Consider the following 20,777-nt stretch of genomic DNA (forward strand, 5'->3'; position numbering starts at 1 on the left):
CAACATGACAGGAGCCAGTATGCCCATCCAGGTGTTACCGCCACAGCTCGCCAACCAGATTGCCGCCGGCGAAGTGGTCGAGCGGCCCGCGTCGGTGGTGAAAGAGCTGGTGGAGAACAGTCTGGATGCCGGGGCGACGCGCATCGATATCGATATCGAACGCGGCGGCGCCAAGCTGATCCGCATTCGCGATAACGGTTGCGGCATTGGCAAGGACGATCTTGCCCTGGCGCTGGCTCGTCATGCCACCAGTAAAATCAGTACCCTCGACGATTTGGAAGCGATTGTCAGCCTCGGTTTTCGCGGTGAAGCGCTGGCCAGCATCAGTTCGGTTTCTCGTTTGACCCTCACCTCGCGCACCGCAGAACAAAGCGAAGCCTGGCAGGCCTATGCCGAAGGCCGCGATCAGGCGGTGACGATCAAGCCGGCGGCGCACCCGACAGGCAGCACGTTGGAAGTGCTGGATTTGTTCTACAACACTCCGGCACGCCGCAAGTTTATGCGCACCGAGAAAACCGAATTTGGTCATATTGATGAAGTCGTGCGGCGCATTGCGCTGGCGCGTTTCGATGTGGCGATAAACCTCAGCCACAATGGCAAACTGATCCGCCAATACCGCGCCGCGAAAGACGAGAGCCAGCATGAACGTCGTCTGGGCAGCATTTGTGGGCCGGCATTTTTGCAGCATGCGTTGAACATCGCCTGGCAGCACGGGGACCTGACCATTCGCGGTTGGGTGGCCGATCCCGCCGGCGCCCGCCAACTGGGTGAAATGCAGTATTGCTACGTCAACAGCCGCATGATGCGCGATCGCCTGATCAACCACGCCATCCGCCAGGCTTATCAGGATCAATTAAAAGACGAGCAGCAGCCCGCTTATGTGCTGTATCTCGAGGTAGATCCCCATCAGGTTGACGTGAATGTTCATCCGGCCAAGCATGAGGTGCGTTTTCATCAGGCACGGCTGGTACATGATTTTATCTATCAGGCGGTAACCACCGTACTGCAGCAGGTTGGCAATGTTCCGCTGCCGCTGGCGGATGAGCAGGCCCAGGAACCCGCTCCGGTCTGGCAGCCGGAAAACCGCGTCGCCGCCGGCGGCAACCATTTCTCGCAGCCTGCGCCACGTCGCGAGCCTCCACCGGCTGAACCTGCGGTTGCGCGCGAACCTGCGCCACAGCCGGCTTATCACGCGGGCAGCGGTTATCAAAAACGTGAAGGGGAGCTGTATGGCAAGCTGCTGCAGGCTGCTCCCGCCGCCGAGCCGCGTCAGGAAACGCCGAAACAGCCGCTGTTCCCACCGGTGAAAATCGAGCAGGAAACGCCACTGGCGGGCAGTCAGCACAGCTTTGGTCGGGTACTGATGATTTACCCGCCGTGCTACGCGCTGATTGAAAGCCGCCAACGGCTTATGTTGTTGAACCTGCCGGTGGCTGAACGCTGGCTGCGTCAGGCTCAGCTCAGCCCGTCGGAAGAGGGCCTGCGGCCACAGCCGCTGCTGATTCCCATTAAACTGACCTTGAATAAAAACGAGGCGGCCGCCTGCGTGCGCCATCAGCCGCTGCTGGTCACTATGGGGCTGGATCTGCAGTCAGATCATGGGCGTGTGACGCTGCGCGCAGTACCTTTACCATTACGCCAACAAAATTTACAAAAACTGATACCCGAACTGCTAGGCTATCTGGCCGAGCATCAGGAGATGTCGCCCGCGGTGTTAGCCACCTGGATCGCCCGCCATTTAGGCAGCGAGCACGAACAGTGGAACACCTCGCAAGCGATACAATTGCTGACCGACGTTGAACGACTTTGCCCGCAATTGGTCAAATTACCTCCGAGCGGACTTTTACAACCTGTTGATTTACAGGCTGCACTGACAGCCCTTAAGCATGATTGAAACTGAAATGACACCACGTCCCCCGGCTATTTTTATCATGGGGCCGACCGCCTCCGGCAAAACCGCTCTGGCGATCGCGCTGCGTGAGCGCCTGCCTGTGGAACTGATCAGCGTGGATTCCGCACTGATTTATCGTGGGATGGATATCGGCACCGCCAAGCCGAGCGCCGACGAGCTGGCGCAGGCTCCGCACAGGCTGATTGACATCCGCGATCCCGTTGAAGCTTACTCCGCAGCGGATTTTCGTGCCGATGCGTTGAAAGAGATGGCCGCCATTACCGCCGCAGGCCGTATCCCGCTGCTGGTGGGGGGCACCATGCTCTACTTCAAGGCGCTGCTGGAGGGATTATCGCCGCTTCCGTCCGCCGATCCGGCGGTGCGAGAACGCATCGAACAGCAGGCGGCAGAGCAGGGTTGGGACGTTTTGCACCGTCAGTTACAAGAGATTGACCCGGTTGCGGCAATGAGAATTCATCCGAATGATCCGCAGAGACTGTCCAGAGCACTGGAAGTTTTTTTTATTTCGGGTAAAACTTTAACGGAACTGACTAAAATTTCGGGTGAATCGTTGCCGTATCATGTTCACCAATTTGCGATAGCGCCGACCAGCCGTGAGTTGATCCATCAACGCATCGAGCTGCGGTACCATCAAATGTTGGCGGCAGGTTTTGAGACGGAAGCGCGTGCACTTTTTGCACGGGGTGATTTGCATACGGATTTGCCTTCCATTCGCTGTGTCGGTTATCGCCAGATGTGGTCATATTTGTCTGGCGAAATTAGTTACGATGAGATGGTTTATCGTGGTATTTGCGCAACGCGTCAGTTGGCCAAGCGCCAAATGACCTGGTTACGGGGCTGGAACTCGGTACATTGGCTGGACAGCGAGAAGCCGGGAGAGGCTTTGGACTCGGTAATACAGGTTGTTAGTGCATAGGTTGAGTGATTGTGTACAATTGATGAGTATTCAGCGCGCAAATTTTTTAGGTCGTTTATTTTAGAGCCGACAGGTTCTTAGTTACAAACAACAAGCAAATAAGGAAAAGATAGAATGGCTAAGGGGCAATCTTTGCAAGATCCGTTCCTGAACGCATTGCGTCGTGAACGTGTTCCGGTTTCTATTTATTTGGTGAATGGTATTAAGCTGCAAGGCCAGATTGAGTCTTTTGACCAGTTTGTCATCCTGTTGAAAAACACGGTGAGCCAGATGGTTTATAAGCACGCTATCTCTACCGTTGTTCCGTCACGCCCGGTTTCGCACCATAGCAACAATCCGAGCGCCGGCACCAGTAACTATCACCATGGTAACAACCCGTCTGCGCCGCAACAGCCGCAGCAGGAAAGCGATGACGCTGAATAAAGCGCGTTGCGAGTCAACCATGACGGGGAGCATAAGCAGCCGTGGGCTGTTTATGTCCCCCAAACTCGCGGTATATGTCCGTTTGAGAGGTTGCACGCTTGTTTGACCGTTATGAAGCCGGTGAGCAGGCCGTCCTGGTTCATATCTATTTCTCGCAAGACAAAGATACGGAAGATCTCAGTGAGTTCGAATCCCTGGTGTCCTCAGCGGGTGTTGAAGCTTTGCAAGTGGTTACTGGTAGCCGCAAAGCCCCACATCCCAAGTACTTTGTAGGCGAAGGAAAGGCCGAAGAAATTGCAGATGCGGTAAAAGCCAGTGGCGCATCTGTTGTCCTGTTTGATCATTCCCTTTCCCCGGCGCAGGAGAGAAATCTTGAACGCCTGTGTGAATGCCGTGTGATCGATCGCACCGGGTTGATTCTAGACATCTTTGCCCAGCGTGCCCGTACCCATGAAGGTAAGCTGCAGGTAGAGTTGGCGCAATTGCGTCATATCGCCACGCGTCTGGTTCGTGGCTGGACGCACCTTGAACGCCAAAAAGGGGGGATAGGCCTGCGCGGGCCGGGGGAAACCCAGTTAGAAACCGACCGTCGCCTGTTGCGTGATCGTATTAGCTTGATTTTACGCCGCCTGGAGCGGGTAGCCAAGCAGCGTGAACAGGGCCGACGTGCGCGTACCCGTGCTGACGTGCCGACCGTATCGCTGGTGGGCTACACCAACGCCGGCAAATCTACTCTGTTTAACCGAATAACGTCTGCCGATGTGTATGCGGCGGACCAGCTATTTGCCACCCTGGATCCCACTCTGCGCCGTATTGACGTGGCGGACGTGGGCGATACCGTGTTGGCGGATACCGTAGGCTTTATCCGGCACCTGCCGCACGATCTGGTAGCCGCCTTCAAGGCGACGCTGCAGGAAACGCGCCAGGCGTCTCTGCTGTTACATGTAATCGACGCCGCGGATCCCCGCGTTGATGAAAACATTGAAGCGGTAAACACCGTGCTGGCAGAAATTGAATCGGATGAGATCCCTACACTGTTAGTGATGAACAAAATAGATATGCTGGATGATTTTGTCCCGCGTATCGACCGCAACGATGAAAACTTACCGATCCGGGTGTGGCTGTCCGCCGCCAGCGGTGAAGGTATCCCGTTGCTGTATCAGGCGTTGACGGAACGCTTATCGGGGGAAATCGCGCAATATGAGCTGCGCTTACCGCCACAGGCAGGCCGTCTTCGTAGCCGTTTTTACCAGCTTCAGGCAATTGAGAAAGAGTGGAACGAAGAAGACGGCAGTATCGGCATGGTGATTCGTATGCCAATTGTCGAATGGCGTCGCCTCTGTAAACAGGAACAGGACCTGATTAACTTTATAGTATGATCATATCCTGTTACATTTGAGCTTCGCGTAAGCCTGAAGTACCCAATCACAGAATATGGAGCTAAAACATGGCGTGGAATCAGCCCGGTAATAACGGACAGGACCGCGACCCGTGGGGGAGCAGCAATAATAATGGCGGCAACTCTGGCGGTAATAACAAAGGCGGTCGCGAGCAAGGACCTCCTGATTTGGACGATATCTTCCGCAAGCTGAGCAAGAAACTGAGCGGCTTGGGCGGGGGTAAAGGTTCCAACAGCAATAACAGCGGCGGCACCGGTACCTCAGGTCCGGGTTTCAGCAGCCGTATCGTCGGCATTGCTGCGGTTGCGGTGGTGGTGATTTGGGCCGCCAGCGGCTTCTACACCATCAAAGAAGCCGAACGTGGCGTAGTCACTCGTTTCGGCAAGTTCAGCCACCTGGTGCAACCGGGCCTGAACTGGAAACCGACCTTCATCGACGAAGTTCGTCCGGTCAACGTGGAGTCCGTGCGTGAACTGGCGGCTTCCGGCGTGATGCTGACCTCCGATGAGAACGTAGTGCGCGTGGAAATGAACGTGCAGTACCGCGTGACCAATCCGGAAGCCTATCTGTTCAGCGTGACCAGTGCCGACGACAGCTTGAGCCAGGCCACCGACAGTGCCCTGCGTGGCGTTATCGGCAAGTACACCATGGACAAGATCCTGACCGAAGGCCGTACTATCGTTCGTAGCGATACCCAACGCGTACTGGAAGAGACCATTCGTCCGTACAACATGGGGATCACGCTGCTGGACGTCAACTTCCAGGCTGCCCGTCCGCCGGAAGAGGTGAAAGCCGCATTTGACGATGCGATTGCCGCGCGTGAGAACGAGCAGCAGTACATCCGTGAGGCGGAAGCTTACGCCAACGAAGTTCAGCCACGTGCCAACGGTCAGGCGCAGCGTCTGCTGGAAGATGCGAAAGCGTATAAAGACCGTACCGTCCTGGAAGCTCAGGGTGAGGTAGCGCGCTTTGCCAAACTGTTGCCGGAATACAAATCCGCCCCGGAAATTACCCGTGAGCGTCTGTATATCGAAACCATGGAAAAAGTCCTGAGCCACACCCGCAAGGTGCTGGTGAATGACAAAGGCAACAACCTGATGGTGTTACCGCTTGAGCAAATGCTGCGTGGCCCTGCCGGCGCGGCGGGTGAAGGCAGTAAAGACACCAGCCTGATTCGTCTCAACCCCGCTCCGTCTGCCAACAGTGGCGCCGGCTCGAACAGCCAGCGTAGCAACAGCGGCTCGGTCATGGACCAACGCCGGGCGAATGCGCAGCGTGACGACACCACTCGCGTAGGGAGAGAGTAATCAATGCGTAAGTCTTTTATAGTTATCGTCCTCGCGGTGCTGGTGGCGCTGTACGCCTCCCTGTTCGTGGTGCAAGAAGGCCAGCGTGGCATCGTGCTGCGTTTCGGCAAGGTACTGCGTGACAGCGACAACAAACCGCTGGTGTATGCGCCGGGTCTGCACTTCAAGATCCCGTTTATCGAATCAGTGAAAACGCTGGACGCGCGTATCCAGACCATGGACAACCAGGCTGACCGTTTCGTGACCAGCGAGAAGAAAGACCTGATCGTCGATTCTTACCTGAAATGGCGCATCAGTGATTTCAGCCGTTACTATCTGGCCACCGGCGGCGGTGACGTTTCGCAAGCCGAAGTGTTGTTGAAACGTAAATTCAGTGACCGTCTGCGTTCCGAGATTGGTCGTCTGGATGTGAAAGACATCGTGACCGACTCGCGCGGCAAGCTGATGTCTGACGTACGTGATGCGCTGAATACGGGTACCGTTGGTGACGGCGAAGAAGTGGCAACCACCGAAGCGGATGATGCCATTGCTTCTGCTGCGGCCCGCGTTGAGAAGGAAACCACCGGCAACCTGCCGAAGGTTAACCCGAACAGCATGGCGGCACTGGGTATTGAAGTGATTGACGTGCGTATCAAGCAGATCAACCTGCCGGCGGAAGTGTCTGACGCAATCTACCAGCGTATGCGCGCCGAGCGTGAAGCGGTAGCCCGTCGTCACCGTTCACAAGGCCAGGAAGAAGCTGAGAAACTGCGCGCAACTGCGGACTACGAAGTGACTCGTACGTTGGCGGAAGCTGAACGTACGGCGCGTATCACCCGTGGTGATGGCGATGCGGAAGCCGCCAAACTGTTTGCTGCCGCATTCAGCCAGGATCCGGATTTCTATGCCTTTATCCGTAGCCTGCGTGCTTATGAAACCAGTTTCAGCAGCAACAACCAGGACGTGATGGTACTGAGCCCGGACAGCGATTTCTTCCGCTACATGAAGTCGCCTGATTCCACGCGCAAGTAACAGCGACAGGTAAATCTTTGGGGCCCGTTTAACCGCGGGCCCTTTCTTTTTTGGGGTGAGGCATGAATTCAACGATTTGGCTGGCGCTTGGGCTGGTTTTGGTGCTGGAAGGGCTGGGGCCGATGTTGTTTCCACAGGCCTGGCGTAAAATGGTATTGGCGATGACCCAGTTGCCTGACGCTACGTTGCGGCGATTTGGCGGGGGAATAGTGGTTGCGGGCTGTGTGATCTACTACATGTTGCGTAGCCGTACGGGGCTTTAAAGTTTAGCCTAAAAAAGACGCAATCGTATGCTAAAAGTGCTGAAAATCGAAAATTACGGTGGTAGAATCCATTTTTAAGCAACCGGTGATTTTGAAAATGGGTAAGAACGTCGTCGTACTGGGCACCCAATGGGGTGACGAAGGTAAGGGCAAGGTCGTAGACCTGCTGACTGAACGGGCTCAATATGTTGTGCGCTACCAAGGTGGCCATAACGCTGGCCACACTCTGGTTATTAACGGTGAAAAAACCGTCCTTCATTTAATTCCTTCAGGCATTCTGCGTGATAACGTGACCAGCATCATCGGCAACGGTGTAGTTCTGGCGCCAGACGCATTGATGAAAGAAATGGGTGAACTCGAAGCGCGCGGCATCCCGGTACGCGAACGTCTGTTACTGTCCGAAGCCTGCCCGCTGATCCTGCCTTATCACGTTGCGCTGGATAACGCGCGTGAGAAAGCGCGCGGTGCGAAAGCCATCGGCACCACCGGTCGCGGTATCGGCCCGGCTTACGAAGATAAAGTTGCCCGCCGCGGTCTGCGCGTTGGCGATCTGTTCAACAAAGAAACCTTCGCCGTTAAGCTGAAAGAAATCATCGATTACCATAACTTCCAGCTGGTTAACTACTACAAAGTCGAAGCCGTTGATTATCAGGCCACTCTGGATTACGTACTGTCCATCGCCGATATCCTGACCGCGATGGTTGTTGACGTTTCCGAACTGCTGGACGGCGCGCGCAAGCGTGGCGATCTGATCATGTTCGAAGGCGCTCAGGGTACTCTGCTGGATATCGACCACGGTACTTATCCGTACGTAACCTCTTCCAATACAACTGCTGGCGGCGTTGCTACCGGTTCAGGTATTGGTCCGCGTTACGTGGATTACGTACTGGGTATCGTTAAAGCTTACTCTACCCGCGTGGGTGCAGGCCCGTTCCCTACTGAGCTGTTCGATGAAACCGGTGAATACCTGTGCAAACAGGGTAACGAGTTCGGCGCTACCACTGGCCGTCGTCGTCGTACCGGTTGGCTGGACGCGGTAGCGGTTCGCCGCGCAGTGCAGATCAACTCCCTGTCCGGCTTCTGCCTGACCAAGCTGGACGTGCTGGATGGCTTGAAAGAAGTGAAAATCTGCGTGGGTTACCGTATGCCTGACGGCCGCGAAATGGACACCACGCCGCTGGCTGCAGAAGGTTGGGAAGGCATTGAGCCAATCTACGAAACCTTGCCGGGCTGGAGCGATACGACTTTCGGCGTGAAAGATCACAGCAAACTGCCTCAGGCGGCGCTGGATTACATCAAGCGTATTGAAGAATTGACTGGCGTACCGGTAGATATTATCTCTACTGGCCCAGATCGTAGCGAGACCATGATCCTGCGCGACCCGTTCGACGCATAATCTGGCTTTCTGCAATAAACAAACCGGGCATGTCCCGGTTTGTTTTTATCATTATTCTCCCCGATTGCGGTTTCACGTCAAAAAATCCTTTCTTTCACCCGCTCCAGAGCTTGAGATACGCTAAATAATTAGCGGCGAACTCTCCGGCTGGTTTATTATCCAATAAGTAATCTTTTGAATAATGCCGAAAATCGGCTTGTCAGACGGGTAAAAAGAGACCCAGAGGTAGATGTGCAGTTAACAAGTTTTACTGATTATGGCCTGCGGGCGTTGATCTACATGGCCTCGCTGCCACCGGACAAAATGACCAGCATTTCGGAAGTTACCGAAGTCTATGGCGTGTCCCGTAACCATATGGTGAAGATCATCAATCAGTTAAGCCGGGTTGGGTTTGTGACCGCCGTGCGCGGAAAGAACGGTGGCATCCGTTTGGGCAAGCCTGCCGAAACCATTCGCCTCGGCGACGTGGTAAGAGCGCTGGAGCCGCTCTCGTTGGTTAACTGCAACAGTGATTTTTGCCACATAACCCCTGCCTGCCGCCTGAAGCAGGTGCTCCACCAGGGCGTACAGAATTTCCTTGAAGAGCTGGATAGCCACACGTTGGCCGATATGGTCGAAGACAATCCACCGCTCTACAAGCTATTGCTTGTCGAATAAAGCGTCGCTGAGAAGACAAGGCTCAGCGGCACCCTGCTTATGACAACGGAGGAACCGCAATGTCACAAGATCCATTCCTGGAACGAGAAGCAGAAAAATATGAATCCCCAATCCCGAGCCGTGAATTCATTCTGGCCCATCTGGCGAAAAGAGAAACGCCGGCCAGCCGCGAAGAGCTGGCCAAAGAGCTGGATTTAACCGGTGAAGAAGCGCTTGAAGCGTTACGCCGTCGCCTGCGCGCAATGGAACGTGACGGCCAATTGATATTTACCCGCCGCCAGTGTTATGCGCTGCCGGAACGTTTGGACCTGCTGCGCGGCACCGTTATCGGGCACCGCGACGGTTTTGGTTTCCTGCGCATTGAAGGCAGCAAAGACGACCTGTATTTGTCGGCTGAGCAGATGAAAATGGCGATCCACGGTGATGTGGTGCTGGCGCAGGCGATGGCGGCCGACCGTAAGGGCCGTCGTGAAGCGCGTATCGTGCGCGTATTGGTGCCGAAAACCAGTCAAATCGTCGGCCGCTTTTTTATGGACGCGGGAACCGGCTTTGTGGTGCCGGACGACAGCCGTCTCAGCTTTGATATCCTGATCCCCGCCGAGGCCGTCAGCGGTGCGCGCATGGGCTTTATGGTGGTGGTTGAACTGACCCAGCGCCCGACCCGCCGTACCAAGGCGGTAGGCAAGATTGTTGAGATCCTCGGCGATAAAATGGGCACCAGCATGGCGGTGGACATCGCACTGCGTACCCATGAGATCCCGCATGTCTGGCCGCCGCAGGTGGAGAAACAGGTTGCCGATCTCAGCGAAGAAGTACCGGAGGCCGCCAAGAAAGGCCGCGTTGACCTGCGTCAACTGCCGCTGGTGACGATTGACGGCGAAGACGCGCGCGATTTCGATGACGCCGTCTACTGCGAGAAAAAACGCGGCGGCGGCTGGCGCCTGTGGGTAGCGATTGCCGACGTCAGCTACTACGTACGCCCTCGCACCGCATTGGATGACGAAGCGCGCAACCGCGGGACGTCGGTGTACTTCCCGTCGCAGGTTATCCCGATGCTGCCGGAAGTGCTGTCCAACGGTCTGTGCTCGCTGAACCCGCAGGTCGATCGCCTGTGTATGGTGTGCGAGATGACCATCTCCGCCCAGGGGCGTCTGTCGACATCCAAGTTCTATGAAGCTGTGATGAGTTCACACGCTCGCTTAACCTACAATAAAGTCTGGCATATTCTGCAGGGCGATGAGGAGCTGCGTGAGCATTATCACCCGCTGGTCAAGCACCTGCAGGAACTGCACGCCATGTACAAGGTGTTGGATCAGGCGCGCGCGGAACGTGGCGGCATCGCCTTCGAAACCGAAGAAGCCAAGTTTATCTTTAATGCCGAACGCCGTATTGAGCGCGTTGAGCCAACGGTGCGCAACGACGCCCATAAGCTGATCGAAGAGTGCATGATCATGGCGAACGTCGCCGCAGCGCGCTTTGTCGAGAAACATAACGAACCGGCGCTGTTCCGCGTGCACGATCGTCCAAGCGACGATCATATTACCGCACTGCGCAGCGTACTGGGTGAACTGGGCCTGACGCTGGGCGGCGGTAACAAACCGCAGCCGAAGGACTACGCCACCCTGATGGATGAAGTGGCTGAGCGTCCTGACCGCGAAATGCTGCAAACCATGCTGCTGCGTTCGATGAAACAGGCGATCTACGATCCGGAAAACCGCGGGCACTTTGGCCTGGCGCTGGCTTCTTACGGCCACTTTACGTCACCGATCCGCCGTTATCCGGACCTGGCGTTGCACCGTGCGATCAAATATCTGCTGGCTAAAGAGCACGGCCAGCCGAAAGAGCGCTGGACGCCGACCGGCGGCTGGCACAGCGAGTTCGAAGAGATGCTGCAGCTCGGCGAACACTGTTCAATGGCCGAACGCCGTGCCGATGAAGCGACGCGCAACGTAGCTGACTGGCTGAAATGCGACTTTATGCAGGACCACGTCGGTGAAGTGTTTAGCGGCATTATCGCCAGCGTGACCGGCTTCGGTTTCTTCGTGCGTCTGAACGATCTGTTTATCGACGGCCTGGTGCACGTATCATCGCTGGATAACGATTATTATCGCTACGATAATATTGGCCAGCGTCTGATCGGCGAATCCTCCGGCATGGTTTATCGCCTGGGGGATACGGTGGAGATCCGCGTTGAAGCGGTGCATATGGACGAGCGCAAGATTGATTTTGCTTTGGTCTCCAGCACCCGCAAACCGCGTGGTGAAGGTAAAACCGAACGTGACCGCGCCAAGAACGGCGGCCAACGTACCTTGCGTGACGGCGCCGGCGCAGGCCGTGCTCCGGCATCGCAGCGCAACAAGCGTCGTGGTGGCAAGCCGCCGGCCAACTTTGAGCCGGACAGCGCCTTCCGCAAAAAAGACGACGCCAAACCGGCTGACCAGGTGAAGAAAGACAAAAAGGCCAAGGCCAAGAAAGCGTCTGACAAAACCCGGAAAATAGCGGCGGCGACCAAGGCCAAACGCGCCGGCAAGAAGAAAGGTGCTGAGCAGGCTTAATCTGCCGCACGTCATTATCACCGGCAGGCATTTGCCTGCCGCACAGTTAAAAGAGCATCATGAGCGAAATTATTTACGGCATCCATGCCGTCAAGGCCCTGTTAGATAACGATCCGCAGCGCTTCCTGGAAGTGTTTATTCTGAAAGGGCGCGACGATCGCCGGTTGCAACCGCTGATCGCCGAGCTGGAAGCGACCGGCATTGTTATCCAGGTGGCGAACCGCCAGTGGCTGGATGAGAAAGTCGAGGGCGCAGTGCATCAGGGAATTATCGCCCGGGTGCGCGAAGGGCGTCAGTATCAGGAAAACGATTTGCCGGGCCTGCTCGAAAGCATAGACACGCCATTCCTGCTGGTGCTGGACGGCGTGACCGACCCGCACAACCTCGGTGCCTGCTTGCGCAGCGCGGATGCGGCCGGCGTGCATGCGGTCATCGTCCCGCGCGATCGTTCCGCCCAGTTGAACGCGACCGCCAAGAAAGTGGCCTGTGGTGCGGCGGAAAATGTCCCGCTGATCCGCGTCACCAACCTGGCGCGCACCCTGCGTTTGCTGCAGGAAATGAACGTCTGGGTCGTCGGCACCGCCGGCGAAGCCGACCATACGCTGTTCCAGAGCAAAATGACCGGCCCGATGGCGTTGGTGATGGGGGCTGAAGGCGAAGGCATGCGCCGTCTGACCCGCGAACACTGCGATGAGCTGATCAGCATCCCGATGGCGGGGACGGTTTCTTCGCTGAACGTCTCGGTCGCTACCGGTATCTGTTTGTTCGAAGCGGTGCGCCAGCGCAGCTGATTTACCCGCAGGGGCGCTGGCGCCCCTGCCAATCTCCCGCCTTGTGATCCCACCTTCGGCAGAAATTTCCTTACCGACCATAATTACTCCTGACGCTTTACTCAGGGAGCAAGCCGATGGTCTGGACTACGCACACCGTTTTCAATCAACCCAAGCCGCTGGGCAACAGCAATCTGTTCCTGTCCGATACGCCGTTGCGCGAGGCGATACAGCGCGAGCAGGCTGGCTGGGACGCAGACGTACTCGCCTCGCTGGGCCAACAATTGGGCACCCAGGAATCGCTGGAGCTGGGGCGACTGGCCAACGCCAACCCACCGGAACTGCTGCGTTACGACGCCACCGGGCAGCGGCTGGACGACGTTCGTTTCCATCCCGCCTGGCATATTTTGATGCAAGGGCTGATTGCCAACCGAGTGCATAACCTGCCGTGGCAGGAGGATGCCCGTATCGGTGCGTTCGTGGCGCGCGCCGCCCGCTTTGTGCTGCATGCGCAGGTGGAGGCCGGCACCTTATGTCCGGTGACGATGACCTTTGGCGCCATTCCTCTGCTGCAGCGCTCACTGCCTCTAGAATTTCAATCCTGGCTACCGCCGCTGTTTTCCGATCGATACGATGCGCATTTGTCACCCGGCGGGCAAAAGCGCGGTTTGCTGATTGGCATGGGAATGACTGAAAAGCAGGGGGGATCCGACGTGTTGAGCAACACGACGACCGCCACCCCGTTAACAGTGCGTGGTTCTGGAGAGGCGTACCGGTTGGTGGGGCATAAATGGTTCTTCTCGGTGCCGCAGAGCGATGCGCATCTGGTACTGGCGCAGACCGAAGGCGGGCTGTCCTGCTTCTTCCTGCCGCGTATTTTGCCTGACGGTACGCGCAATGCGATACGGCTGGAGCGGCTGAAAGATAAGCTGGGCAACCGCTCCAACGCCAGCAGTGAGGTGGAGTTCCAGGATGCCACCGCCTGGCTGTTGGGCGAGGAAGGGGATGGCGTACGGCAAATCCTCAAGATGGGGGGCCTGACGCGTTTTGACTGCGCGTTGGGCAGCCACGGCTTGATGCGGCGTGCGTTATCGGTGGCCTTGTACCATACCCTGCAGCGGCAGGCATTTGGCAAAACGCTCATCGAACAACCGATGATGCGTCAGGTCTTGGGGCGAATGGCGTTACGGCTGGAGGGGCAGACGGCGGCGCTGATGCGCCTGGCGCGTGCTTATGACGGCGCCGGCGATCCTCTTGAGCAGGCATTGTGTCGGGTGCTGACCCCGGCGGCGAAGTTTGAAGTCTGCCGACAAGGGATCCCTTTTGTGGGCGAAGCCATGGAGGTACTGGGTGGCTTGGGTTACTGCGAAGAGAGCGAACTGCCGCGGTTGTATCGTGAAATGCCGGTGAACAGCATCTGGGAAGGTTCCGGCAACATTATGTGCCTGGACGTGATGCGGGCCTGGGGGCGATTGCCGGCTGTACAGGAAGCTCTGGAACGTGAATTTGGCGAAGTTAAAGGGCAGAATCGCCATTTTGACCACCAGTGGCGACGGCTGAGCCAGCTGATGCGTAAACCCCAGGAGGAGCAGGGGCGCGCAGTCACCAGCATATTATTCAATCTGTTCGCGGCGGCGCAGCTTCTGCGCTACAGTTCACCACCGCTGGCGGAAGCCTGGTGCCAAATGACGCTCGACGCCCGTGGCGAACGGATACTGCCTGACCGATTGTGCGATATGCTGTTTGCCCGAGCGATGGACGGTTAGGGAAAACAGTGGCGTCGCAACAGAAAAAGCTTTTTAATTCAGCACTTGGCCCGTAAGGGATACTGACCTCTGATCAGGAAACATGACATGGATATTCTCAGCGCGTTGGCGGCATTCGCCTCTTACTTCTTCAGTGGCTTTGCCATGGTTCTGGTGTTCTTGTTTATCTATACCCGCATTACGCCGCATGACGAATGGGCATTGATCAAGGCCGACAACCAGTCTGCCGCCTTCGGATTTGTCGGTGCCTGCCTGGGGTATGTGATCCCGCTGGCCAGCGCGGCGATCAACTCGATCAGCCTACTGGACTACTTGCTGTGGGGGGTAGTGGCGTTGGTGGTGCAACTGTTGCTGTTCGCGGCGGTTAAAATTTACATGCCGCGCATCAGTGACAAGATTGAGTCCAATCACCTGGCCGCCGGGATTTTCCTGGGGGGCGTTTCGATCAGCGGCGGCGTGTTAAATGCGGCCTGCATGAGTTATTAAAGATAAAAAATCGCCGAGGCGCGCCAGCCGGGCTGATGCGCCTGTTCCTCCATCCGCAAAATGCGGTAATAGCTTGCTCCGTACTCATCAGCCTTGCGGGCTATGACCTGTTCGACGTCCTGAGGCGAGCCGGAAAGATTATCCAGGGTGATCTGCGCAATTTCACTGAGCGGCGTAACACGGTCGGCGGGCGCCAGTTCGGCAGATTTGGCGCTGACGTTGAGCAACCCCAGGGAGAGCAGGAGGGCGGTGAGTGCGGCGGAGCGTTTCATGGCGTTTCCCCTTCGTCGAACGGCCGCAGGCTGCGGCAGGTTGACCGCCAGTGTGCAATATCCAACTTCAGTCTGTGCAAAGCCATTGTAAATAGGGTTAAAACGCCGCCGTTTACCGATACAGGATCGCCTGCGAATACCATTGGCCGGGAACGACGGTTTCGCTGTTCATGATAATCATGTAATAGCGTGCGCCGCTGGCGTTAGCCTTCCTGTTGATCTCCGCTTCCACGTCCATCGGGCTGCCGTAAACCAGTGCGCTGGTGGTGCCTATCTTTACCAACTCAGAGGTTTGCGCCCGGGTGATCTCCTGTGCCTGATCGGTTGGCGGCGGCGGGGCTTTGGGTGTTGTGGTCATAATACCGCAGGCGGAAAGCAACACGGCCAGCGTCAGGGGGAGCAGCAGGCGGGAAAGTCTCATGGGCACCTCGGAAAAACCGCTATCATGGCTTCAGTGTAACCCAATATAAAGTGGAACAGATTGAGCTAATGCTTTTAGCTCAAGTTTGCCATTATGAAGGCAAACAGCACGCAGAGGGAAAACGGATGATTGAAATACATGATGAACGGGTGGGCGATGTTGCGGTGATCCATGCAGTGCCGGCAGGGCAGTATCATCAGCCGCTGCCGACGGTATTTTTCTACCATGGTTATACCTCGTCGAAAGAAGTGTACGCCTACTTTGCCTATGCGTTGGCCAGGACGGGTTTTCGCGTGGTGCTGCCGGATGCCGATCTGCACGGCGAACGCTTTGACGGTGATGAACAGCGGCGATTGGCCAGCTTTTGGGAGATCCTCAAACGCAACATTGACGAGCTACCGGCGCTCAAAATGCAGTTTGCGCAGCGTGGCCTGATTGCCGATGGGCGTATTGGCGTGGCCGGCGCTTCAATGGGCGGCATGACCACTTTAGGCAGCTTCGCGCGTTATCCGTGGATTAAAGCGGCCGCCAGTCTGATGGGGAGCGGTTATTACACCTCGTTGGCCCAGACGCTGTTTCCGCCGCTGGATGAGCAGGGCAATCTGTTGACGGCTGCTGGTTTTGAGGCGCGCATCGCCGTTCTGGCGGATTACGGTCTGGAGCATCAGCTGGAAAAGGTTACCGATCGTCCGCTGCTGCTGTGGCACGGCGAGACGGACGATGTGGTGCCGGCGGCGGAAAGCCTGCGGCTGGCTACCGAACTGCGCCAGAGTGGCTGGGATCGCCAACTGACGTTTATTACCGAACCGGGCGTCAAGCACCGCATTACGCCGTTGGCATTGTCCGCGACCGCAGACTTTTTCCGCCGCGTGCTGTAAAAAAAGCCCCCTGAATAATAGGGGGCCAGGTATTACCGTTCAGCGAGAGCGTCGCCTGTTCTCATTTGCCGCTTGTTGGCGCGGCTTCGTTCCCTGGTACTGCATTTTCGTTTAGCGATACAGCTCGGCGCTGACGTGAATGGTGCTGTTGCTGTCCGGCTCATGCAGGGCAATGATGCGGTAGGCGGTGGCGCCTCGCTGGTCGGCGATTTTGCTCACCTGGCTGGTGGCGTCATCCGGCGATACCACATTCTGGTTTAGCGTGACGAACCCAACGCTCTGGCGCTGGTCGGCCTCATGGGAGGTGATTTCGGTGGCGGCCATGACGTTGGCGGAAAACAGTAAAGCAATGGCGGTAGCGATGGTAATGCGTTTCATATTTGCCTCTCTTAACCGTTTGCCTCAACGGCCTGACAGCAGGTGCCAGTGCAGCAAAAAGTTATTTATATGCATTGAATGACTTCTAATCTTTTTCGTCGCGCTGTCTGCGGCGGATAAGTACAATTTTAGACCTTCCGGCGGGATTAAAAAGTGCGTGGTTTTGATAGCCTCTTTCAAAAAAAATGAATAATATTTGCGCATCGATGATGATTTTATTGAAAGATTTTTGGAACTGATGGATCTGCATACATAGGTTCTGCAGAAAGCAAATCGTGCTATTTTTGAATTGGCCTCGCATTACCGATAATAAATCCCACGCTTTCCTTGAGTTTTCCAACCGCCGCAAGTATGATTACGCGTCATTTTTTCAGCCGTACACATATACACGTTCCTTGCTTCCATGGGCCACGGTTGACCCTGACAGGAGGCTGAATAATCCGTAAGGAGCAATTCGATGCGTCATTACGAAATCGTTTTTATGGTCCACCCTGACCAAAGCGAACAGGTTCCGGGCATGATCGAGCGTTACAGTGCTACCATCACTAACGCTGCCGGTCAGATTCACCGTCTGGAAGACTGGGGCCGCCGTCAACTGGCTTACCCGATCAACAAACTGCACAAAGCTCACTACGTTCTGCTGAACGTTGAAGCTCCGCAGGAAGCGATCGATGAGCTGGAAACAAACTTCCGCTTCAACGACGCCGTTATCCGCAGCATGGTTATGCGCGTTAAGCACGCGGTAACTGAAGCATCTCCGATGGTTAAAGCGAAAGACGAACGTCGTGGCGATCGCCGCGAAGACTTCGCTAACGAAACCGCAGATGATGCAGATGCTGGGGATTCTGAAGAGTAATTGCTGCTGTGACCTCTAATCGTCTGGTTTTGTCGGGCACTGTGTGCAAGGCGCCGGTTCGAAAGGTGAGTCCTTCCGGGATCCCCCACTGCCAATTTGTGCTAGAGCACCGTTCGCAGCAAATAGAAGCCGGATTCAGCAGACAAGCATGGTGCCGAATGCCCGTGGTTGTCAGCGGACAACAGTCACAAGCACTAACTCAAAGATTAACGGTCGGCAGTCAGATAACCGTGCAAGGCTTCGTAAGCTGCCATCAAGGGCGCAACGGGCTGAACAAACTGGTTCTGCATGCCGAGCAGATTGAATTGATAGATTCTGGAGACTAGCCTAATGGCACGTTATTTCCGTCGTCGCAAGTTCTGCCGTTTCACCGCGGAAGGCGTTGTTGAGATTGATTACAAAGATATCGCAACGTTGAAAAACTACATTACCGAAAGTGGTAAAATTGTCCCGAGCCGTATCACCGGTACTCGTGCAAAATACCAGCGTCAGCTGGCTCGCTGCATCAAGCGTGCTCGCTACCTGTCCCTGCTGCCATACACTGATCGTCATCAGTAATCGGCCGCTGTCTATTAACGACTTTAAGAGGATAAGGTAATGCAAGTTATTCTGCTTGATAAAGTAGCAAACCTGGGCAGCCTGGGTGATCAGGTTAACGTTAAAGCGGGCTACGCCCGTAACTTCTTGGTACCACAGGGCAAAGCTGTTCCTGCTACCAAGAAAAACGTAGAGTTCTTCGAAGCACGTCGTGCAGAACTGGAAGCCAAACTGGCTGACGTTCTGGCTGCTGCTGAAGCTCGCGCAACCAAGATCAACGAACTGGGTTCAGTAACCATCGCGTCTAAATCAGGCGACGAAGGCAAACTGTTCGGCTCTATCGGCACCCGCGACATCGCTGACGCAGTGACTGCGGCAGGCGTTGAAGTTGCCAAGAGCGAAGTTCGTCTGCCGAACGGCGTTCTGCGTACCACTGGTGAACATGAAGTTGAGTTCCAGGTACACAGCGACGTGTTCGCTAAGCTGAATGTAGTTGTGGTTGCAGAAGCTTAATCGCGTCTGCCAGCCAAGTTAAAACGCCAGCCTCGTGCTGGCGTTTTGCTTTTCTGCGCCCGGTAAAACGCGCTACCCTGCGATTACCCTTGGTGAGGAGAGGCAGCAAATGGCAGACATTACCTTACAGCGCGTCTATGACTTTACCGGCCCGGCACCGGAGAACTGCTATTTGATTGATCGGCTGTGGCCGCGCGGGATAAGCAAGGAACGGTTGCAGGGTGTGCAGTGGCTCAAACAGGTTGCGCCGGATAACGCACTGCGGCAGTGGTTTCATCAACACGTCGATCTGTGGGAAGAGTTTGACCGCCGTTACCGTCGGCAACTGGCGGAAAACGAAGCCTGGCGGCCGCTGGTGGCGTTATTGCGGCAAGGGCAGGCCCTGACCTTGCTGTACGGCAGTAAAGACACACAGCACAACCAGGGCGTGGTGCTGCGTGACTTCCTGTTGTCTCAATTGGCGGATTAGCGCTCGCGGCGATAACCGCCGTCGGTCTGACGGCGGAACAGGGCTTGGGTATTGTCTGCGGTGGTGACCGACAGCGCGCTAATCACGCCGTTGGCATCACGTTCGATACGCACTTCCTGACCCACTTTCATATTACTGAGCGGTTTGTCGTTACCTTCCACCTGCGCCATGGCAAAGACTTCGTTCACCGGCAGGCCGTTGTCACGAAATAGCTGCGCCAGTGTTTGGCCTGGCTGGATCTGGTAGCGTTGCCAATTACCCGCCGGTTCCGGTTCGGCAGCTTGCTGCTGCTGGCCGTTATCTTGCTGATCGGTCTGCAGCGGTATGCCGTTGCCTTGCTGGGTGACCGGGAATGGCTGTTTGTCTGACGAGTAGGGCCATAACAGCGCCAACAGCAGGATCGCGCCGAAGATAAGGGTCCAACGACGATGAAAATAGGGCAAGGGTTCCATCCAGCCGAAACTGTCCGGCAGGTGCCAAATCCTCAGCAGTAACGCTTTGATTCCCTGTCCTTTGCCGTTTACCGGCGGTTGCTCTGAATCCGGATCTTCTGCCGCCTCTGGCGCGGGGCCAGGTTTCAGGCGTTGGCTGAAGTTCAGCCAGGAGCGCAGCAACGGCTGGTAGATACGGGTGGTTTTCCTTCTCCTGGGCGAGATTCTGCCCATGGTGACCTCTCTTCAACTGCGTAAAAATGCCACAGTACAATATGGTGTACCGCCGGCCCGATTTCCTGCTTTCAGTATAGTCCGCTAACTGTTTGAAGTGAAAGGCAGCAGCGATTCAATGGTTGTCGCGGCAGGCGATATGCCTGGGATCGCGGGAGCGGGCGTTAACAGGAGGTTATTGTTTCTTTTTCTACGACAAAAGTCATCATTCTCCACACAAGATTTTACCCGGCTTTCCGGCGCTGTTATGCTGCGCTTTCGACTTTTTACAGACTAAAGGAAAACCCCATGACAACCCCTTCTTTTGACAGCGTTGAAGCGCAAGCAAGTTACGGGATTGGTTTACAGGTCGGCCAGCAGTTGCAAGAGTCCGGTCTGGAAGGTTTACAACCGGAAGCTTTGCTGGCAGGTTTGCGTGACGCGCTGGAAGGGAATGCCCCGGCGGTTCCGGTAGACGTGGTGCACCGTGCACTGCGTGAAATCCACGAGCGTGCGGATGCCGTGCGTCGTGAGCGCCAGCAGGCAATGGCCGTTGAAGGTCAGCAGTTCCTGGAAGAAAACGCCAAGCGTGACGAAGTGACGTTGACCGAATCCGGTCTGCAGTTCTCCGTGCTGGAGCAGGGCAATGGCCCAATCCCGTCCCGTCAGGATCGCGTGCGCGTGCATTACACCGGTCGTCTGATTAACGGCGACGTGTTCGACAGCTCCGTAGAGCGCGGCCAGCCGGCAGAATTCCCGGTTAGCGGCGTGATCCCTGGCTGGATCGAAGCGCTGACCCTGATGCCGGTCGGCTCCAAATGGCAGTTGTATATCCCGCATGATCTGGCCTACGGCGAGCGCGGTGCCGGCGCATCCATCCCGCCATTCAGCGCGCTGGTGTTTGACGTCGAGCTGCTGGAAATCCTGTAATTCAATAACAGGTTTCC

24 protein-coding genes are annotated in these 20,777 nt (G+C 56.2%); 20 read left to right on the forward strand and 4 right to left on the reverse strand.

Going from position 1 to position 20,777, the window contains the following annotated elements; all coding sequences use genetic code 11:
• Nucleotides 1-19: 19 nt before the first annotated feature.
• From mutL to V2S86_RS15820, 13 genes are all read left to right on the forward strand, one after another.
• Nucleotides 20-1,894, forward strand: a complete 1,875-nt coding sequence (gene mutL, locus V2S86_RS15760; protein WP_330763248.1) for a DNA mismatch repair endonuclease MutL — start codon at nucleotides 20-22, stop codon at nucleotides 1,892-1,894.
• A complete protein-coding gene (miaA, locus tag V2S86_RS15765; RefSeq protein WP_330763249.1) occupies nucleotides 1,887-2,828 on the forward strand; it encodes a tRNA (adenosine(37)-N6)-dimethylallyltransferase MiaA in 942 nt (313 codons plus the stop codon). Before mutL ends, miaA begins: the two co-directional genes overlap by 8 nt.
• 114 nt (nucleotides 2,829-2,942) lie before the next feature.
• Nucleotides 2,943-3,251, forward strand: coding sequence for an RNA chaperone Hfq (hfq, locus tag V2S86_RS15770; protein WP_004952704.1), 309 nt, complete (start codon nucleotides 2,943-2,945; stop codon nucleotides 3,249-3,251).
• Between the two features lie 98 nt (nucleotides 3,252-3,349).
• Entirely contained in the window at nucleotides 3,350-4,630 is a 1,281-nt protein-coding gene (hflX, locus tag V2S86_RS15775) for a ribosome rescue GTPase HflX (protein WP_330763250.1), read from the forward strand.
• Between the two features lie 68 nt (nucleotides 4,631-4,698).
• Complete coding sequence (gene hflK / locus V2S86_RS15780; RefSeq protein ID WP_330763251.1) at nucleotides 4,699-5,958, forward strand: FtsH protease activity modulator HflK; 1,260 nt, start codon at nucleotides 4,699-4,701, stop codon at nucleotides 5,956-5,958.
• 3 nt (nucleotides 5,959-5,961) lie between these two features.
• Nucleotides 5,962-6,969, forward strand: a complete 1,008-nt coding sequence (gene hflC, locus V2S86_RS15785) for a protease modulator HflC (protein ID WP_330763252.1) — start codon at nucleotides 5,962-5,964, stop codon at nucleotides 6,967-6,969.
• A gap of 62 nt (nucleotides 6,970-7,031) precedes the next feature.
• Nucleotides 7,032-7,232, forward strand: coding sequence for a DUF2065 domain-containing protein (locus V2S86_RS15790; protein WP_311994237.1), 201 nt, complete (start codon nucleotides 7,032-7,034; stop codon nucleotides 7,230-7,232).
• Between the two features lie 97 nt (nucleotides 7,233-7,329).
• A complete protein-coding gene (locus V2S86_RS15795; protein WP_311994236.1) occupies nucleotides 7,330-8,628 on the forward strand; it encodes an adenylosuccinate synthase in 1,299 nt (432 codons plus the stop codon).
• A 231-nt stretch (nucleotides 8,629-8,859) separates the two neighbouring features.
• The gene (nsrR, locus tag V2S86_RS15800) at nucleotides 8,860-9,285 is read left to right on the forward strand and encodes a nitric oxide-sensing transcriptional repressor NsrR (RefSeq protein WP_004952720.1); all 426 of its coding nucleotides are present in this window, start codon (nucleotides 8,860-8,862) and stop codon (nucleotides 9,283-9,285) included.
• Between the two features lie 59 nt (nucleotides 9,286-9,344).
• Complete coding sequence (gene rnr / locus V2S86_RS15805) at nucleotides 9,345-11,840, forward strand: ribonuclease R (RefSeq protein ID WP_330763253.1); 2,496 nt, start codon at nucleotides 9,345-9,347, stop codon at nucleotides 11,838-11,840.
• A 59-nt stretch (nucleotides 11,841-11,899) separates the two neighbouring features.
• Nucleotides 11,900-12,631 (forward strand): 23S rRNA (guanosine(2251)-2'-O)-methyltransferase RlmB, encoded by a 732-nt coding sequence (gene rlmB, locus V2S86_RS15810; RefSeq protein WP_006317451.1) that lies wholly within the window; start codon nucleotides 11,900-11,902, stop codon nucleotides 12,629-12,631.
• A 116-nt stretch (nucleotides 12,632-12,747) separates the two neighbouring features.
• Nucleotides 12,748-14,376 carry an isovaleryl-CoA dehydrogenase gene (locus tag V2S86_RS15815; protein WP_330763254.1) on the forward strand — a complete coding sequence of 543 codons (1,629 nt, stop codon included), beginning with the start codon at nucleotides 12,748-12,750 and terminating at the stop codon, nucleotides 14,374-14,376.
• 87 nt (nucleotides 14,377-14,463) lie between these two features.
• Entirely contained in the window at nucleotides 14,464-14,862 is a 399-nt protein-coding gene (locus V2S86_RS15820) for a DUF350 domain-containing protein (RefSeq protein ID WP_006317453.1), read from the forward strand.
• Here the strand turns inward: V2S86_RS15820 and V2S86_RS15825 are convergent.
• Nucleotides 14,859-15,134, reverse strand: a complete 276-nt coding sequence (locus tag V2S86_RS15825; RefSeq protein WP_330763255.1) for a DUF1471 domain-containing protein — start codon at nucleotides 15,132-15,134, stop codon at nucleotides 14,859-14,861. The two genes, V2S86_RS15820 and V2S86_RS15825, sit on opposite strands and share 4 nt — an antisense overlap.
• Before the next feature lie 112 nt (nucleotides 15,135-15,246).
• The gene (bsmA, locus tag V2S86_RS15830) at nucleotides 15,247-15,555 is read right to left on the reverse strand and encodes a biofilm peroxide resistance protein BsmA (RefSeq protein WP_330763256.1); all 309 of its coding nucleotides are present in this window, start codon (nucleotides 15,553-15,555) and stop codon (nucleotides 15,247-15,249) included.
• A 125-nt stretch (nucleotides 15,556-15,680) separates the two neighbouring features.
• On the opposite strand from bsmA, the gene yjfP reads away from it, so the two are divergent.
• Nucleotides 15,681-16,433 (forward strand): esterase, encoded by a 753-nt coding sequence (gene yjfP / locus V2S86_RS15835; RefSeq protein WP_330763257.1) that lies wholly within the window; start codon nucleotides 15,681-15,683, stop codon nucleotides 16,431-16,433.
• 111 nt (nucleotides 16,434-16,544) lie between these two features.
• Here yjfP and V2S86_RS15840 read toward each other — a convergent pair whose 3' ends face one another.
• Entirely contained in the window at nucleotides 16,545-16,811 is a 267-nt protein-coding gene (locus tag V2S86_RS15840; RefSeq protein ID WP_004952740.1) for a DUF1471 domain-containing protein, read from the reverse strand.
• Between the two features lie 457 nt (nucleotides 16,812-17,268).
• Between V2S86_RS15840 and rpsF the strand changes: the two genes are divergently transcribed.
• The 5 genes from rpsF (at nucleotide 17,269) to V2S86_RS15865 (ending at nucleotide 19,186) form a co-directional block, all read left to right on the forward strand.
• Nucleotides 17,269-17,667, forward strand: coding sequence for a 30S ribosomal protein S6 (gene rpsF, locus V2S86_RS15845; RefSeq protein ID WP_006317459.1), 399 nt, complete (start codon nucleotides 17,269-17,271; stop codon nucleotides 17,665-17,667).
• A gap of 8 nt (nucleotides 17,668-17,675) precedes the next feature.
• Nucleotides 17,676-17,993 carry a primosomal replication protein N gene (gene priB, locus V2S86_RS15850; RefSeq protein WP_212558276.1) on the forward strand — a complete coding sequence of 106 codons (318 nt, stop codon included), beginning with the start codon at nucleotides 17,676-17,678 and terminating at the stop codon, nucleotides 17,991-17,993.
• A 4-nt stretch (nucleotides 17,994-17,997) separates the two neighbouring features.
• Nucleotides 17,998-18,225: a 30S ribosomal protein S18 gene (gene rpsR / locus V2S86_RS15855; RefSeq protein WP_002210155.1), complete on the forward strand. Its 228-nt coding sequence runs from the start codon at nucleotides 17,998-18,000 to the stop codon at nucleotides 18,223-18,225.
• A gap of 39 nt (nucleotides 18,226-18,264) precedes the next feature.
• Entirely contained in the window at nucleotides 18,265-18,717 is a 453-nt protein-coding gene (gene rplI / locus V2S86_RS15860; RefSeq protein ID WP_006317461.1) for a 50S ribosomal protein L9, read from the forward strand.
• Between the two features lie 109 nt (nucleotides 18,718-18,826).
• Nucleotides 18,827-19,186 carry a DUF488 domain-containing protein gene (locus V2S86_RS15865; RefSeq protein WP_330763258.1) on the forward strand — a complete coding sequence of 120 codons (360 nt, stop codon included), beginning with the start codon at nucleotides 18,827-18,829 and terminating at the stop codon, nucleotides 19,184-19,186.
• On the opposite strand, the gene V2S86_RS15870 is transcribed toward V2S86_RS15865, so the two are convergent.
• Nucleotides 19,183-19,851, reverse strand: coding sequence for an OapA family protein (locus V2S86_RS15870; RefSeq protein ID WP_330763259.1), 669 nt, complete (start codon nucleotides 19,849-19,851; stop codon nucleotides 19,183-19,185). The two genes, V2S86_RS15865 and V2S86_RS15870, sit on opposite strands and share 4 nt — an antisense overlap.
• 288 nt (nucleotides 19,852-20,139) lie before the next feature.
• Between V2S86_RS15870 and fklB the strand changes: the two genes are divergently transcribed.
• Entirely contained in the window at nucleotides 20,140-20,760 is a 621-nt protein-coding gene (gene fklB / locus V2S86_RS15875) for an FKBP-type peptidyl-prolyl cis-trans isomerase (RefSeq protein ID WP_006317468.1), read from the forward strand.
• Nucleotides 20,761-20,777: the final 17 nt, after the last annotated feature.

It is taken from the genome of Serratia sp. C2(1), from assembly GCF_036352655.1.
In the GTDB taxonomy this organism is placed as follows: domain Bacteria; phylum Pseudomonadota; class Gammaproteobacteria; order Enterobacterales; family Enterobacteriaceae; genus Serratia; species Serratia inhibens.

Excerpts from the sequence above, each read along its gene's own strand:
- mutL (WP_330763248.1), top strand. The coding sequence starts at position 20 with ATGCCCATCCAGGTGTTACCGCCACAGCTCGCCAACCAGATTGCCGCC.
- miaA (WP_330763249.1), top strand. The coding sequence starts at position 1,887 with ATGATTGAAACTGAAATGACACCACGTCCCCCGGCTATTTTTATCATG.
- hfq (WP_004952704.1), top strand. The coding sequence starts at position 2,943 with ATGGCTAAGGGGCAATCTTTGCAAGATCCGTTCCTGAACGCATTGCGT.
- hflK (WP_330763251.1), top strand. The coding sequence starts at position 4,699 with ATGGCGTGGAATCAGCCCGGTAATAACGGACAGGACCGCGACCCGTGG.
- hflC (WP_330763252.1), top strand. The coding sequence starts at position 5,962 with ATGCGTAAGTCTTTTATAGTTATCGTCCTCGCGGTGCTGGTGGCGCTG.
- V2S86_RS15790 (WP_311994237.1), top strand. The coding sequence starts at position 7,032 with ATGAATTCAACGATTTGGCTGGCGCTTGGGCTGGTTTTGGTGCTGGAA.
- V2S86_RS15795 (WP_311994236.1), top strand. The coding sequence starts at position 7,330 with ATGGGTAAGAACGTCGTCGTACTGGGCACCCAATGGGGTGACGAAGGT.
- rnr (WP_330763253.1), top strand. The coding sequence starts at position 9,345 with ATGTCACAAGATCCATTCCTGGAACGAGAAGCAGAAAAATATGAATCC.
- rlmB (WP_006317451.1), top strand. The coding sequence starts at position 11,900 with ATGAGCGAAATTATTTACGGCATCCATGCCGTCAAGGCCCTGTTAGAT.
- V2S86_RS15815 (WP_330763254.1), top strand. The coding sequence starts at position 12,748 with ATGGTCTGGACTACGCACACCGTTTTCAATCAACCCAAGCCGCTGGGC.
- V2S86_RS15820 (WP_006317453.1), top strand. The coding sequence starts at position 14,464 with ATGGATATTCTCAGCGCGTTGGCGGCATTCGCCTCTTACTTCTTCAGT.
- V2S86_RS15825 (WP_330763255.1), bottom strand. The coding sequence starts at position 15,134 with ATGAAACGCTCCGCCGCACTCACCGCCCTCCTGCTCTCCCTGGGGTTG.
- bsmA (WP_330763256.1), bottom strand. The coding sequence starts at position 15,555 with ATGAGACTTTCCCGCCTGCTGCTCCCCCTGACGCTGGCCGTGTTGCTT.
- yjfP (WP_330763257.1), top strand. The coding sequence starts at position 15,681 with ATGATTGAAATACATGATGAACGGGTGGGCGATGTTGCGGTGATCCAT.
- V2S86_RS15840 (WP_004952740.1), bottom strand. The coding sequence starts at position 16,811 with ATGAAACGCATTACCATCGCTACCGCCATTGCTTTACTGTTTTCCGCC.
- rpsF (WP_006317459.1), top strand. The coding sequence starts at position 17,269 with ATGCGTCATTACGAAATCGTTTTTATGGTCCACCCTGACCAAAGCGAA.
- rpsR (WP_002210155.1), top strand. The coding sequence starts at position 17,998 with ATGGCACGTTATTTCCGTCGTCGCAAGTTCTGCCGTTTCACCGCGGAA.
- rplI (WP_006317461.1), top strand. The coding sequence starts at position 18,265 with ATGCAAGTTATTCTGCTTGATAAAGTAGCAAACCTGGGCAGCCTGGGT.
- V2S86_RS15865 (WP_330763258.1), top strand. The coding sequence starts at position 18,827 with ATGGCAGACATTACCTTACAGCGCGTCTATGACTTTACCGGCCCGGCA.
- V2S86_RS15870 (WP_330763259.1), bottom strand. The coding sequence starts at position 19,851 with ATGGGCAGAATCTCGCCCAGGAGAAGGAAAACCACCCGTATCTACCAG.
- fklB (WP_006317468.1), top strand. The coding sequence starts at position 20,140 with ATGACAACCCCTTCTTTTGACAGCGTTGAAGCGCAAGCAAGTTACGGG.